Source organism: Pseudomonas spelaei (genome assembly GCF_009724245.1).
GTDB lineage: Bacteria > Pseudomonadota > Gammaproteobacteria > Pseudomonadales > Pseudomonadaceae > Aquipseudomonas > Aquipseudomonas spelaei.
Genome location: NZ_WNNK01000029.1, coordinates 22,926 through 37,930 on the forward strand (window position 1 = coordinate 22,926; position 15,005 = coordinate 37,930).

General features: G+C 59.6%; 12 protein-coding genes and 1 tRNA gene. 1 reads left to right on the plus strand and 12 read right to left on the minus strand.

Annotated elements, in window-relative coordinates; genetic code table 11:
• Positions 1-23: 23 nt before the first annotated feature.
• The 5 genes from GNF76_RS25315 to GNF76_RS25335 all read right to left on the minus strand — a co-directional run bounded on the left by GNF76_RS25315 (position 24) and on the right by GNF76_RS25335 (position 9,670).
• Entirely contained in the window at positions 24-1,520 is a 1,497-nt protein-coding gene (locus GNF76_RS25315; protein ID WP_155585814.1) for an efflux transporter outer membrane subunit, read from the minus strand.
• On the minus strand, positions 1,517-4,693 hold the full coding sequence (locus tag GNF76_RS25320) for an efflux RND transporter permease subunit (RefSeq protein WP_155585815.1): 3,177 nt from the start codon (positions 4,691-4,693) through the stop codon (positions 1,517-1,519). The genes GNF76_RS25315 and GNF76_RS25320 overlap by 4 nt, the downstream gene beginning before the upstream one ends.
• The gene (locus GNF76_RS25325) at positions 4,690-5,847 is read right to left on the minus strand and encodes an efflux RND transporter periplasmic adaptor subunit (protein ID WP_155585816.1); all 1,158 of its coding nucleotides are present in this window, start codon (positions 5,845-5,847) and stop codon (positions 4,690-4,692) included. Before GNF76_RS25325 ends, GNF76_RS25320 begins: the two co-directional genes overlap by 4 nt.
• A gap of 276 nt (positions 5,848-6,123) precedes the next feature.
• Positions 6,124-8,274, minus strand: a complete 2,151-nt coding sequence (locus tag GNF76_RS25330; protein WP_155585817.1) for a phosphocholine-specific phospholipase C — start codon at positions 8,272-8,274, stop codon at positions 6,124-6,126.
• A 226-nt stretch (positions 8,275-8,500) separates the two neighbouring features.
• Positions 8,501-9,670 (minus strand): restriction endonuclease, encoded by a 1,170-nt coding sequence (locus GNF76_RS25335; protein ID WP_155585818.1) that lies wholly within the window; start codon positions 9,668-9,670, stop codon positions 8,501-8,503.
• A gap of 103 nt (positions 9,671-9,773) precedes the next feature.
• Between GNF76_RS25335 and GNF76_RS25340 the strand changes: the two genes are divergently transcribed.
• A complete protein-coding gene (locus GNF76_RS25340) occupies positions 9,774-9,977 on the plus strand; it encodes a hypothetical protein (protein WP_155585819.1) in 204 nt (67 codons plus the stop codon).
• A 78-nt stretch (positions 9,978-10,055) separates the two neighbouring features.
• On the opposite strand, the gene GNF76_RS25345 is transcribed toward GNF76_RS25340, so the two are convergent.
• The 7 genes from GNF76_RS25345 to rpmI form a co-directional block, all read right to left on the minus strand.
• Positions 10,056-10,132, minus strand: a tRNA-Pro gene (locus GNF76_RS25345).
• Between the two features lie 90 nt (positions 10,133-10,222).
• Complete coding sequence (locus GNF76_RS25350) at positions 10,223-10,579, minus strand: MerR family transcriptional regulator (protein WP_093414414.1); 357 nt, start codon at positions 10,577-10,579, stop codon at positions 10,223-10,225.
• The gene (gene ihfA, locus GNF76_RS25355) at positions 10,560-10,862 is read right to left on the minus strand and encodes an integration host factor subunit alpha (RefSeq protein ID WP_002553164.1); all 303 of its coding nucleotides are present in this window, start codon (positions 10,860-10,862) and stop codon (positions 10,560-10,562) included. Before ihfA ends, GNF76_RS25350 begins: the two co-directional genes overlap by 20 nt.
• A gap of 3 nt (positions 10,863-10,865) precedes the next feature.
• Positions 10,866-13,244 carry a phenylalanine--tRNA ligase subunit beta gene (gene pheT, locus GNF76_RS25360; protein WP_155585820.1) on the minus strand — a complete coding sequence of 793 codons (2,379 nt, stop codon included), beginning with the start codon at positions 13,242-13,244 and terminating at the stop codon, positions 10,866-10,868.
• 26 nt (positions 13,245-13,270) lie between these two features.
• The gene (gene pheS, locus GNF76_RS25365; protein WP_047229332.1) at positions 13,271-14,287 is read right to left on the minus strand and encodes a phenylalanine--tRNA ligase subunit alpha; all 1,017 of its coding nucleotides are present in this window, start codon (positions 14,285-14,287) and stop codon (positions 13,271-13,273) included.
• 109 nt (positions 14,288-14,396) lie between these two features.
• Positions 14,397-14,753: a 50S ribosomal protein L20 gene (gene rplT / locus GNF76_RS25370; protein ID WP_003219940.1), complete on the minus strand. Its 357-nt coding sequence runs from the start codon at positions 14,751-14,753 to the stop codon at positions 14,397-14,399.
• 28 nt (positions 14,754-14,781) lie between these two features.
• Positions 14,782-14,976, minus strand: a complete 195-nt coding sequence (rpmI, locus tag GNF76_RS25375) for a 50S ribosomal protein L35 (protein ID WP_002553160.1) — start codon at positions 14,974-14,976, stop codon at positions 14,782-14,784.
• Positions 14,977-15,005 lie beyond the last annotated feature (29 nt).

The window sequence follows — 15,005 nt, forward strand, 5'->3', positions numbered from 1 at the left end:
TAAACCTTCCCTCTTTGGCAAGGTCAAGGCCTGTGGGTGATTTGTTTCCCACGATCAAGACTCGCTACGCCCTTGGCCCCGCTGCAATCTTGACCCGCCTGCTCGCAAATCTCCCATCCACCACCCAATGCCTTGTAGATGCTGACAACCGCAAGCCGCTGATGGGTCCGCGCGACGGTCAGCGCACGCCGACTGGCAAAGTCCGACCGTTCGGCCTCCAGCACGTCTAGGTAAACCCCTTCGCCTTCGGCAAACTGCAGCCTGGCCAACCGTGACGCCTCGCGATTGGCGGCGGACTCCAGCAGGCGTAATTGCAGCGTGCTGCCCGCCGCACTATTGGACCTGAAGGCATTATCGGTTTCCTGCAGTGCGCGCAACACCGTCTGGTCATAGACGATCAAGGCCTCCTGGGTACGCGATTCGCTGACGGCGATCCGGGCGCGTACGCGGCCAAAATCGAGAAGATTCCAACGAATAGCCGGGCCGATAAAGCTGGATTGCGTGCCGGCTTCACCCAATGCATCGAGGCTCCCGGCAACGAACCCGATTGAACCTTGTACCTGGATCTCAGGGTACAGGCCGGCCGTCTCCACCCCAATCCGCGCCGTGGCCGCCGCGAGGGCCCGCTCGGCCGCCGCAATATCGGAGCGCCGTAAAAGCAGCCCGGCGGGGTCGCCGACAGCCAGGGCTCGCACGGCCAGCCTTTCATCCTCAGGCTTGGCCGCTGGCAATCTGAATGTCTGCGGTGTTTCGCCAAGAAGGATAGCCAGTGCGTTGGTCGCGGCCGCCCGGCGACGCTCCAACTCGGGGGCCGTCGCCTCGACACCGCGCAGCAGCGCTTCGGCACGTAGACGGTCGAACTCGGTGGCCGAATCGGCGCCGACCATACGGGTGACCATATTCAAGCTTTCACGCTGGCTTTGGCTGATGTCGGCGACCACCGCCAGTTCGGCCTCAAGGCCGCGCATTTCAAACCAGGTGGCCGCCACCTCGGCCGCCACGCCCGCTTGCACCCCACGCAGCAGCGCTTCGCGAGAACCTGCCTGGGCAGTGGCCGCCTCCACCGAGCGCCGCACACGGCCAAACAGATCAATTTCCCAGGATGCGTCGAGCGCACCGCGATAGCTTTCAGCATGACGGCTCTGGCCAGACGGAGTCTCGACTTCACTGCGTCGCGCATGTTCATAGCCGAGTGCAGGACCGCCGCGCGGCAGGAAGCCCTGACGACTCTCGCGCAGCACCGCCTTGGCCTCGTCGAGCCGCACGGCAGCGATACCAATGTCATGGTTCGCTGCGAGCGCACGCTGGATCAAGGTGGTGAGCGCGGGCTCGTCAAAGGCGCGCCACCATTGCACCTCGACCGCGCCCGAACTGAGCGTCGCAGAGGGCTCGCCGAAGCTGGCAGGAAACTGCGACGAAGACAGCGCGGGCGCAGAGTAATCGGGCCCTACCGAGGCACATCCCACCAGCAGGAAAAGCGCACTGAGCGGGAGCAAAACTGCTTGATAAGGACTTCTCATGACGTGCTCTCCTGCAGGCGTGGCTTCACGCTTGAGCGGTGCCGCTCGAAGCGGGTGGCCATGGCGCGAATCACCACATAAAAAACCGGCGTCAGGAACAGCCCGAATAACGTCACGCCGAGCATGCCCGCGAACACCGCAATACCCATGGCCTGGCGCATCTCAGCCCCGGCGCCGCTGGCCAATACCAGCGGAACCACGCCGGCGACGAAGGCCAGTGAAGTCATCAGGATCGGCCGCAGTCGCAGTCGACACGCCTCGATGACCGCCTCCAGCGCGCTGGCACCTTCGGCTTCGCGGCTACGGGCGAACTCGACAATCAGGATGGCGTTCTTGGCCGCCAGACCGACCAGCACAATGAGCCCGATCTGGACGAAGACGTTGTTGTCGCCGCCCACCAGCCACACGCCAATGATCGCGCTCAACAGACACATCGGCACGATCAGCATCACGGCCAACGGCAGCAGCCAGCTGTTGTATTGCGCGGCGAGGATCAGGTAAGCGAGCAGCACACACAGCGGGAAAATGAACAGTGCCGAGTCTCCGGCGAGCTTTTGCTGGTAGGTGAGATCCGTCCATTCGAAGCTCGTGCCTTCAGGCAGCACCTCGTTCGCCAGACGTTCCATGGCCGCAACCGCCTGCCCTGAACTGACGCCTGCCATCGCGCCGCCCGAGATGTCGACCGAGGGGTAGCCGTTATAGTGCGTCACGCGGTCTGGACCAGAACTCGGCGTGACACTGACAAACGAGGACAAGGGCAGCATGTCCCCGGCCGCATTGCGTACTTGCAGGCGGCCGATGGCCTCGGCCTGCATGCGGTGGTCCGCATCGGCTTGGGCCGTCACCTTGTAGGTGCGGCCGAAGCGGTTGAAGTCATTGACATAGAGCGAGCCCAGATAGACCTGGAGCGATTCGAATACATCCGCCAGATGGACGCCCTGGCTCTTGACCTGAGTACGATCAATAGCGACATCGAGCTGGGGAGCATTGACGTCAACGCTGGTCATAAGCCCGGCGACCTGGCCTGACTCGGTGGCTTTCATCATCAATGCCCGGGTCTGCTCAACCAGCGCCTCAAGCCCAGCCCCGCCACGGTCCTCGACCTGCATCTTGAAGCCCCCGGTAGCGCCAAGGCCCGGCACGGGCGGCGGCGGGAAGACGCCGAGAAATCCGTCCTGGATGCCGGAAAACTTGCCTTGCAGGCGCACGGCAATGGCGTTCGCGGCGAGGTCAGGCGTGGTGCGGTCCTTGAACGGGTCGAGCATGACAAACATCACCGCCGCGTTCGGTACGTTAACGAAGCCGTTGATCGACAGGCCCGGGAACGCCACCACGCTTTCAACGCCGGGCTCTGCCAGGGCAATCTTCGACATTTGCTTGACGACCTCGTCGGTGCGATCCAGCGATGCCCCGTTGGGGAGTTGGGCGATCCCCACCAGGTAGTATTTGTCCTGCATCGGCACAAAGCCCGGCGGAACGGCCTGGAACCCAAAGTAGGTCAACACAAGCAACCCACCGTAAACCAGCAGCGCCACACTGCTGCCCCGAACAACCTTGCGCACCGTGTTGCCATAAGCCTGCGGTGCACGTTGAAATGGTCGGCCAATTGCCTGGAGCAATCGCTCAGCCCGGCCCCGCAGGCTACGCGGGTCTCTTGCAATGCCCTCCTCGCGCGGGCGCAACAACATCCCGGCAAGCGCCGGGCTGAGGGTCAGCGAATTGACCGCCGAGAGAATGGTCGAGATGGCGATGGTCAGCGCGAACTGGCGATAGAACTCGCCCTGCAAACCGCTCAGGAAAGCCGTCGGAATAAACACGGCGGCAAGCACCGAGGTGATCGCAATGATCGGGCCGGTGACCTCGTCCATCGCACGCCTTGCGGCTTGCGTGGGTTCCTCGCCATTTTCGATGTGCCGTTCGACGTTCTCGACCACCACGATCGCATCGTCGACGACAATCCCGATCGACAGTACCAAGCCAAACAACGACAAGGTGTTGAGCGAAAAACCCATCAGGTGCATCACTGCGAAGGTGCCGACCAGCGACACCGGCACCGCCATCAGGGGAATGAGTGAGGCCCGCCAATTACGCAGGAACACCACCACCACGATGACGACGAGCAGGATCGCCTCCAACAGGGTGATCGCCACCGACTCAAGCGAGGCCCGCACAAACACCGTCGGGTCATAGGCGATACGTGAGGTAAGCCCGGCCGGGAAGTTGCGTTCAAGGCGCTGCATGGTGTCGCGCACCGCCTGTGAAACATCGAGCGCGTTGGCGCCCGGGCTCTGGATGATTTGCAGCGCAACGGCTGGCTCGCCGTCAAGCAGGCTGCGCAGCGCATAAGCATCAGCGCCCATTTCGACCCGCGCAACATCGCGCAAGCGCGTCACCTGACCCTCGCTGCCCGTGCGAATGATGATGTCGCCGAACTGTTCTTCGTCGGTCAACCGCCCGAGCGTGTTCACTGTTACCTGGAAGGCCGCAGTGGAGTTGGGCGCCTGGCCAACGGAGCCGGCGGCGACTTGCACGTTCTGTTCGCGCACGGCGCCAATCACGTCGCCCGCCGTCAGCCCGCGTGCAGCGATCAGGTTCGGGTCCAGCCACAGCCGCATGCTGTATTCGCCAGCGCCCCACACCAGCACGTCGCTGATCCCCGGGATGCGGGACAACTCGTCGCGCACCTGGAGGTAGGCGTAGTTCGAGATATAGAGCGGGTCGTAGCGTTTATCGGGCGACAGCAGATGCACCACCATCAGAATGTCCGGCGAGGTCTTTTGCGTGACGACGCCCTGGCGCTGGACCTCTTCAGGCAAACGCGACAGCACCCGCGAGACCCGGTTTTGCACCTGGATCTGGGCCATATCGGCGTTCGTGCCCTGGGCGAACGTGACGGTCAGGATCATTCGCCCATCCGTTGCCGATTGCGACGACATGTACAGCATGCCCTCGACCCCGGTGATTGCCTGCTCGAGTGGCGCGGCCACCGTTTCAGCGATCACCTTGGGATTCGCGCCCGGGTAGGACGCGGTCACTTGCACGGTCGGCGGGGTCACCGCCGGATACTCGCTGAGCGGCAACTGAAAGAAGGCAACGATGCCAGCGATCATCATCAACACCGAGAGCACGATGGCAAAGATCGGGCGATCAATAAAAAACCGTGGAAAGGTCATTGCACGGCTCCCACGGTTTGCACCGGCGCTGTGGGCGTACCATCAATCGCGGCGGTCAGTGGCGTGACCTGCATACCCGGGCGCACCAACCCCTTGACGACGATGCGCTCGCCCGGCTGCAGGCCTTGTTCGACCACGCGCAAACCGTCGACCATCGCGCCCAGCTCGACGGGCCGGTATTGCGTCTTGTCGTCCTGGTCGACCACCAGCACATAGCGGCTGCCTTGATCGGTGCCAATCGATTGATCGGAGACCAGCACCCTGGCTTGCGGTGTGCCGGTCTCCAGTTTGACCTTGGCAAAAAGGCCGGGGGTCAATTGCCCATCCGGGTTGTCGACCACTGCGCGGATACGCACCGTTCCCGTCCCGCGATCAGCGGCGTTGGAGAGGAAATCGAGACGGCCGAGCCGCGAATAGGTCTTGTCGGTCAGCAGGGCCACCATGACCTTGGCCGTTTGCGGGGTCGCGCTGGATCGGCCGGCGGCAAGCGACTGCAAATACGTGCGTTCGTCGACATCGAAATAGACATGCAGCGGATTGATCGAGACGATTGTCGTCAGGAGCGTCACGCCACTGGTGACGTAGTTGCCCTCAGTAACGAGGGTTTGCCCGACGCGTCCACTGATCGGCGCTGTGACACGGGTGAAACTCAGGTCCAGTTGCGCAGCATCCTGCGCTGCCTTTGCGGCTTCGACCTGCGCCTTACGTGCATTCAGTGACGCCACTGCAGTGTCGAGGCGATCACGAGCGACGACATTTTTGGCGAACAGTTGTTGGGCACGCGCATGCTCCGCCTGGGCGAGCATCGAGGCCGCTTGCGCTTCGCGCAGGCGCGCCGTCGCCGCGTTCAGCGCAGCCTGGAACACCCGTGGATCAATGAGAAAGAGTCGGCTGCCCTTCTCGACAAAACGGCCCTCGGGCACGCTCACATTCTGAATATAGCCGGCGACCCGCGGGCGCAGTTCAACCCGTTCGACCGCAGTCAGTGAGCCGGTGTACTCGACAAAAGGTGTCACCGGGCGAACGACCACCTCGGCCACCGGAACACTCGGTGGCTTGGCAGGGCTGGCCGCGGGCACCGTGTCCTTGCAACCGGCGAGCGTGAGCGCGACGCTTATCGCCGCCGTGATCAGGGTTACGCGTTTGACGTTCATCATTTGACCTTTCGCAACGGGAGTCGACTTGGATTAGCTGAGACGAAGCAGCTTTTTTTCCATTTATCCGACTTGCCACGTTTGGAAGGTCAAGCTTTTTTTGGATTCGAGAGTGCCGTAAAAGCGCGCTGCCGGCTTTCGGCCACCTGTAGCCGCTGCCGAGGTACGAGGCTGCGATGTGGGCCGCAGGACCACCCTCGGGGGCCGCTGCGCAGCCCATCACAGCCTCGTACCTCGGCAGCGGCTACAGAAAACAGCCAGGCAATGGCTGCCCGCTTATACGCGCTTACCCATCAGCGGATCGCTGATGCTGTGCTCTCCCGTTTCGATCCGTCCCGCCACCCGGCGCATCCAGCCATGTTCATCACGCAGCTTGAAGTCATACCAGCCACCGCTGGGCTGGCAGGAGAACGTGCGTTGCAGGGTGCCGCCGCCCGGTATATCAAAGAGCCAAGGGCCTTGCTTGGTGTAAGGACAGCGACCGATGCTGACCGACGCCGAGCGCCTACCGTTGTTGATCAACGTCAGTAGCAGAGCGTCTCCGCGATAGGACACTAACAATTCGGGCTCGTCACGTTTCAGATTCCCCTGGAATGAACGATGGAAGCCGTTCGGCCCCAACAGCCAGAGTTTGTAGGCACCCAGGGTTTGCCAGGTGTCGCTGAGGGTTTTACCGGCTTCAACGGTGTAGCGCCGTGGGATGTCTTCCAGCCGCAAACGGTCATAGACGTGGAACACCGCGCCTTGCTCACCACGGTTAATGAAGTCCAGGGTCAGCGATCGGGCGCGACGGTCAGCCGAAGCCTCGACGCTCAAGCTATACGGCAAGGCTCGGGATGGCCGCGCCATACGCTCCTGATGCGGCGCCTGTTGCCGACCCACCGCTGGCAGGGCGACCTGGGCCAGTTGCTCCTGACGCTGGCGCAGTAAGTCAGCGGCCTGTCGGGTGGTGGTGTGCAGCGGCGGCAGGGTTTCGGTGTTGGGGTTGACGAAGTTGAACGCCGACGTGAGGTCGCCGCACACGGCCCGGCGCCAGGCGCTGATATTGGGTTCGCGCACCCCAAAGCGTTTTTCCAGAAACTGCAGTACCGAGGTGTGATCAAACGCCTGGGAGTTGACCCAACCGCCACGGCTCCACGGCGACAGGACCAGCATCGGCACCCTCGGGCCTGGCCCGTAGACGCCACCGTCGGGCTTGGGTTGCTGGGTTGAACCAGGTGGCGCCGGGTGGGTGAAAATCTCACTGTCGAACTTCACCGTAGACTTGCCGGCGAAGCTGCCGTCCAGCCGCTTTGACGGGGCCGACGGCGACGGCACATGGTCGAAGAAACCATCGTTTTCATCGTAGTTAACCAACAACACAGTCTTGCTCCAGACCTCCGGGTTGTCGGTCAACGCCTTGAGGATCTCCTGGGTGAACCAGCCGCCCTGCACAGGACTGGAAGGCCCGGGGTGTTCGGAGTAATTGGCCGGGGCGACGATCCAGCTCACCTGGGGCAGGCGCCCACCGTGCACATCATCGCGAAAGCCCTGGATGATCGCTTCCAGTTGGCTGCCGCTGCTGGCCGGGAGGGTGTTGCCGTTGCCCTTGTACAACGGCACCCGGGCATTGAGTTGATCGCTGTAAGGCACAAAGGCCGTAAAGTCTTTCGGTGGCTGCGCGGGGTTGCCGGCAGCGACACTGGCAGCGCGGTACTGGCGAAAACCGGCCAACGGGTTATCACCAAAGTTGTCCGGCAAGAACTGATAGACCTTCCAACTGACGCCCGCCTCTTCCAGGCGTTCGGGATAGGTTTTCCAGGTGTAGCCGACCGTCACGGCGCCAGGACCATCCCACTCGTTGACCACCGCCGCCACATTGGCCCCGGTCGGCCCGTTGGTGCCGGTCCAGTGAAACAGCCGATTCGGGTTGGTGCCGGCGTGCACCGAGCAATGGTAGGCATCGCACAAGGTGAAGGTGTTCGCCAGGGCGAACTGGAACGGCAACTCCTGCTCGCGGTAGTAACCCATGGACGTGGACGTCTTGAACGTCGGCCAGGCATTCATCCTGCCGCTGCCCCAGGCCGCATGCTCATCCACCCAGGAGTGGGGTGTACCGTTGACCCGCTGTGCGTTGCCGAGTGAACTGTCCAGGTGATAGGGCAAAACCCGCCGCCCGACACCCTGCTGCTCCCAGACCTTATGCTTGCCGGGTAGCGGGATGGTGAAGCGATCACTGAAACCGCGCACGCCGGGCAAGGTGCCGAAGTAGTGATCGAAGGAGCGGTTCTCCTGCATCAGGATCACCACATGCTCGACATCCTTGATCGTGCCAGTGCGGTTGTTAGCGGGGATCGCCAGGGCCTGGCGGATGGAGTCGGGCAACAGCGTGAAGGTTGACCCGATAGCGGCCGCCTGTAGCAGCCTCCTGCGTGTGAGAGTTGGCATAAAACTATTCAATCCCTTGGAGTTCTTGAACGACAAAGAAAGACTCAGGGCAAGGTAGAGGCTTCAAGAGACAAATAAATTACACCGACAGGAAAAACTGAAAAAACTGTGGTCCGTCTCCCTGCAAAAGTCTACGCGCACAAAAAAGCCGAACGGGTTAGCGTTCGGCTTTTTTATTGAGGCTGTGCCACCAACCCTGGTAAGGGGCCAGAAAGCATCGTCATCCTCACGACATGTTTTCTTCCTCAGCCTGAAAAACCTCGATCAATTTCTGGTTGTAATCGTCCAGGTAGCTCTGGAGCCCTTCCCGATCAATCAGTCGCACAGCTGCCGTATTCGCCAATTCTCTTGCGGATTTGGTGAAGTACGAATTGGTGACAACCATCGCCTCATCGCACCCGTAGAAGGCTTTAGCTGAGATAGCCTGCTGCACAGCGGAATTGCCAACAGAGCCTGTGTAGTTTTTTGCTTGGATCACCATGTTCTTGCCAAATCGGCTTACGAACAGGTCTGCTCCCTGGTCAGCCGTTCTTTTGGTTTCTTTGACGTCGTATCCGATAGTCCGGAAGATTTCGACCAAGAAATCTTCGAATTGGAATCCGTCCATAGCGTCCACGAGATACATCGTGATGAACCTGTTGGGATTAAAATGCTCGAGCTGACTTCCCAATCGTTCCACCAAGATATCGAAGTAGATTTCCTCGCATAGGCTCAATCCATTTCGAAATGCAGGCATCGCCACGAGAGGCATACCTGCAGTTGAGGTAGCCTGGGGATTGAATTGAACACTAGGGTATGGAACGTCATTCTCCCAAAGGTAGTAGTAGAACAAGGCTAAGTCAGCTCGAAAAGTGGTGCCTGCCTCCTCGATCCAAGACCTTAAGGTGTCAGCGAAATCTGCTTTGATATGGCGGCTGAGTTCCCTGGAAAAACCGAGGTAGGTCGAATTGAAGGTGGTGGTCAGGAGCAGCTTATCCAAGAGAGAAGGCAACTCTTCAAGTTCGTCAAACCCCTTACGAATCAATACTTCCCTGAATAGCTCACGCTCGGTGTAGACACCACCCATTCTTGGCCCTGGCACGCCAGTCTCGTCACGAGCTGCCGCACCTTCACGCGTGGTGTGAATAAAATTAGTGAAGTATGGCTGCTTCAGCTCTGCATACTTTCTGAGGACATTATTCAGCAGGTCATTGAGTTGAGCCTGTTCCTTTTTCTTCCCCAAGAAGTCCTTCAGGAGGCCTTTCGATCTGTACTGAAAATCCGGGTAGAAAGACGGATCTAGGGGTGTCAGGTGACGGGAGCTCAGTTCGGACGATGGCGAAAGCTCAGAGCTCGTACACCAAGGGCACGTCGTTTCAAAAGTGGTTCTGTTGCATCCATTGCATTGGTAAATCATCGATTTCCATCCCGAACTGAAGATAACGGCTCATCGGCCACGTGGAGTTAGGTTTGATCCAACTCCCCTGTAGATCCCGGAACTATACCGGCGAGGATCCCCTATGTCCGCACAACAGAAGAAACACCCCTTCGATTTCAAAACCCAATACGGACTCGGCTTCAACCCTCTGGACGATGAGATCGTTGTCGACTTCTTCTGTGGCGGTGGCAGAGCCGGTAGGCGCCTGATTGAAGCCGCCAACATCGTATTAGCAACCGATTCGCGAGGACCGGTGCTGACAGTCTTGAAGAGGAAGCAGGCATGAAAAAAGAGAAGTCACGCAAAAGTCACGCGCATGAAAAAGGCCAATGCTGTGAACATTGGCCTAAGTCATTGAATTATATGGTCGGGACGGAGTGATTCGAACACTCGACCCCTAGCACCCCATGCTAGTGCGCTACCGGACTGCGCTACGCCCCGACTAGGCGTGAAACTGGGTTCGCTTCGTAACGAAGCGATCAGGAATATACCGCAAGCTTTTGAAATGTGGAAGTATTTTAAAAGCCGGTTTTATTTCTTCAAAACCACCAGCACATCTTCCAATTCGGAGATCATCTGGCGGATCAGTTGCTTGTATTGGGTGGTGTCGTCTTTGGCTTCATCACCGGACAAACGCAGGCGCGCGCCGCTGATGGTGAACCCCTGATCGTAGAGCAACGCGCGGATCTGTCGGATCATCAGCACATCCTGGCGCTGATAATACCGACGGTTCCCGGTGCGTTTGACGGGGTTGAGTTGAGGAAACTCCTGCTCCCAATAGCGCAGTACGTGCGGTTTTACCGCACACAGCTCGCTGACTTCACCAATGGTGAAGTAGCGTTTGCCTGGGATGACGGGTAGCTCGTCGTTATGACTTGGTTCCAGCATAAGCCTCAACTCGGGCCTTCAACTTCTGCCCTGGACGAAAGGTGACCACACGGCGAGCCGTGATCGGGATTTCTTCTCCCGTTTTTGGATTGCGGCCAGGCCGCTGGCGTTTGTCCCGCAGGTCAAAGTTACCGAAACCGGATAACTTGACCTGTTCGTTGTCTTCAAGAGCGTGCCTGATTTCTTCAAAGAACAGCTCGACCAATTCCTTGGCCTCGCGTTTGTTCAGGCCCAGCTCTTCATACAGACGTTCCGCCATCTCAGCTTTCGTCAAAGCCCCCATACGTCACTTCCTTAACGTGGCGTTCAACCTTTGTTCGAGCGAGGTGAGGATATTTTGCGTCGTAGTATTCACCTCATCGTCATTAAGAGTGCGCGATGGATGCTGCCAGGTCAAGCCAACTGCAAGGCTTTTTCTATGCGGATCAATGCCTTTACCCTGATAGACGTCAAATAGCCTGAGGTCCGTCAGCCATTCCCCTGCATTTTCACGGATTACGTCCAGAACAGCACTGGCCGCCACCTCACGATCTGCAATCAAGGCCAAGTCACGTCGCACTTCAGGGAAACGCGACAACTCGCTGAATTTAGGCATTTTGCCCGAGGCGACTTCAGCCAAGACTAGCTCAAAAACAAAGACCGGACGGTCGAGCCCGAGGGTTTTCGACAATTCAGGGTGGATGGCGCCGACGAAGCCCACCAGACGACCGTCCCGCTCGATACGTGCGGTCTGGCCTGGGTGCAACGCTGGGTGGCTGCCCGGAGCAAAAGTGAATGCATCCAGTGCACCGGCAAAGCCCAGCACCGCTTCCACATCAGCCTTGACGTCGAAGAAGTCCACGACATCGCGACCTTGCGCCCAGCCTTCAGGCAGGCGGCTACCGCACACCACGCCAGCCAGCATCGGCTCTTGCTTCAAGCCTTCCAGTTGACCAACGAACCGCAGGCCGCTTTCGAACATGCGCACACGGTCTTGCTGACGGTTCAGGTTATGGGAAAGTGCTTTCACCAGACCTGGCCACAAGGACGAACGCATGGCCGCCATGTCGTTGGAGATCGGGTTGGCCAGCAACAGCGGCTCAACGCCCGGGTTGAACAGTTCGAACTGCTTCGGATCGATGAAGCTGTAGGTCACTGCTTCCTGATAACCACGGGCTACCAGCAGGCGACGCAGTTCAGGCAGATGCGCCCGAGCTTCGGCCTTGGGCTGCGGTGCCAGGCGGGCTTGCGGGTAGCGAACCGGCAGGCGGTTGTAGCCGTACAGGCGGGCCAGCTCTTCGATCAGGTCGACTTCCAGGCTGATGTCGAAGCGATGGCTTGGCACTTCTACACGCCACTGCCCTGCCCCATCGGCGCTGATGCCCAGGCCGAGGGCCGACAACAGACGCTCGATTTCAGCAGGCTCAATGACCAGGCCGAGCATTTGCTCAACGCGCTGGGCACGCAGGGTGATCGGGGCAATCGACGGCAGGTGCTGCTCGCTGACGGTCTCGATGATCGGGCCCGCTTCGCCACCGGTGATCTCCAGCAGCAGGCCAGTGGCGCGCTCCATGGCTTCACGGGCCAGCTTCCAATCCACGCCACGCTCGTAGCGGTGCGAGGCGTCGGTGTGCAGGCCGTAGGAACGAGCCTTGCCAGCAACGGCGATCTGGTCGAAGAAAGCGCTTTCGAGGAATATGTCACGCGTGGTCGCGGATACGCCGCTGTGCTCGCCACCCATTACACCGGCAATCGCCAGGGCACGAGAGTGGTCGGCGATCACCAGGGTGTCGCTGCGCAGGGTAACTTCCTGGCCATCCAGCAGGACCAGCTTCTCGCCTTCCTCGGCCATGCGTACGCGGATGCCACCGTTGATTTCGGCGAGATCGAATGCGTGCAGCGGTTGGCCCAGCTCCAGCATCACGTAGTTGGTGATGTCGACCGCGGCGTCGATGCTGCGCACTTCGGCACGGCGCAGGCGCTCAACCATCCACAGCGGTGTTGGCTTGGACAGGTCGACATTACGGATGACCCGGCCCAGGTAACGTGGGCAGGCAGCTGGAGCGAGCACTTCGATCGAACGAACTTCGTCGTGGACCGCAGCCACTGCCGCTACCACCGGACGCGTGACGGTCGCGGCGTACAGCGCGCCCACTTCACGGGCCAAACCGGCCAGGGACAGGCAGTCGCCGCGGTTCGGGGTCAGGTCGACCTCGATGCTGGCGTCTTCCAGGTCCAGATAGACACGGATGTCCTGACCCACTGGCGCGTCGGCCGGCAGTTCCATGAGGCCGTCGTTGCCTTCACCGATCTGCAGTTCGGCTTGGGAGCACAACATGCCGTTGGACTCGACGCCCCGCAGCTTGGCTTTCTTGATCTTGAAGTCGCCCGGCAGTTCGGCACCGATCATGGCGAATGGAATTTTCAGGCCCGGGCGCACGTTCGGCGCTCCGCACACAACCTGGAAGGTTTCTGCGCCATTACTGACCTGGCACACCCGCAATTTGTCGGCATCCGGGTGCTGCTCGGTGCTCAGCACCTCGCCCACCACCACGCCACTGAAAACACCGGCGGCCGGCGTAACGCTATCGACCTCAAGACCGGCCATCGACAAACGAGCAACCAGCTCGTCGCGATTTACCTGCGGGCTTACCCAGCCACGCAGCCATTGTTCACTGAATTTCATCCTGCTCTCCTAAAGATTCGTTACGACTAGCGAAATTGCGCGAGGAACCGCAAGTCGTTGTCGAAGAACAGACGCAAGTCATTCACGCCGTAACGCAGCATGGCCAGACGCTCAACGCCCATGCCGAAGGCAAAGCCCGAGAACTCTTCCGGGTCGATCCCGGACATACGCAGCACGTTGGGGTGAACCATGCCGCAGCCCATGACTTCCAGCCAGCCGGTCTGCTTGCAGACACGGCAGCCTTTACCGCTGCACATCACGCATTCCATGTCGACTTCAGCGGACGGCTCGGTGAACGGGAAGTACGAAGGGCGGAAACGCACGGCCAGTTCTTTTTCGAAGAACACCCGCAGGAACTCTTCGATGGTGCCTTTGAGGTCGGCGAAATTGATGTCGCGATCAACCAGCAGGCCTTCAACCTGATGGAACATCGGCGAGTGGGTGATATCGGAGTCGCTACGGTACACACGGCCTGGGCAGACGATGCGGATCGGCGGCTGCTGCGATTCCATGGTGCGGACCTGTACCGGCGAGGTATGGGTGCGCAACAGCATGTTCGCATTGAAATAGAAGGTGTCATGCATCGAACGGGCCGGGTGATGGCCTGGGATGTTGAGCGCCTCGAAGTTGTGATAGTCGTCTTCGACCTCAGGGCCTTCGGCGATGCCGTAGCCAATATGGGTGAAGAACTGCTCGATACGTTCCAGAGTCCGGGTAACCGGATGCAGACCGCCTGAGGTCTGGCCGCGGCCAGGCAGGGTCACGTCAATGGACTCGGCAGCGAGCTTGGCCGCAAGATCGGCCTCCTCGAACAATGCCTTGCGCGCATTGAGAACCTCTGTGACACGCTCCTTGGCAACGTTGATCAGCGCACCGACTTGCGGACGCTCTTCTGCCGGCAAATTCCCCAGGGTCTTCATCACCTGAGTCAATTCACCCTTTTTGCCAAGGTAGTGAACCCGGATTTGCTCCAGGGCATTGATATCTTCTGCGCTTTGCACAGCCTCTAGTGCTTGAGAGACCAGCGCATCCAGGTTTTCCATGTACAGACTCCAGATACAAAATAGGGGAAGAGCTTGAAGGCTCTTCCCCTATTTAAGACGTTTAACACCTTGGGCCACGGAAGCGGCCCAGGGTGACTGTCGGGGGTACTTAAGCCAAGGTGGCTTTAGCTTTCTCGACAATCGCAGCAAACGCCGCTTTTTCGTTCACTGCCAGATCAGCCAGAACCTTACGGTCGATCTCGATGGACGCTTTTTTCAGGCCAGCGATGAAACGGCTGTAGGACAGACCGTTAACACGAGCACCAGCGTTGATACGAGCGATCCACAGAGCGCGGAACTGACGTTTTTTCTGACGACGGTCACGGTAGGCGTATTGGCCAGCCTTGATAACCGCTTGCTTGGCAACACGGAATACGCGTGAACGCGCGCCGTAGTAGCCTTTAGCAAGTTTCAGAATTTTTTTGTGGCGCTTACGCGCCATGACGCCACGCTTTACACGAGCCATGAGTTACTTCCTCTATTCTTAACTAAAATTAACGAAGGCGCAGCATGCGCTCGACTTTTGCCACGTCAGACGGATGCAGCAAGCTGCTACCGCGCAGTTGACGCTTACGCTTGGTCGACATTTTAGTCAGGATGTGGCTCTTGAAAGCGTGCTTGTGCTTGATACCGTTAGCAGTTTTCAGAAACCGCTTAGCAGCACCACTTTTAGTCTTCATCTTTGGCATGTTCGGTACTCCGCATTCAGTTGATAAAC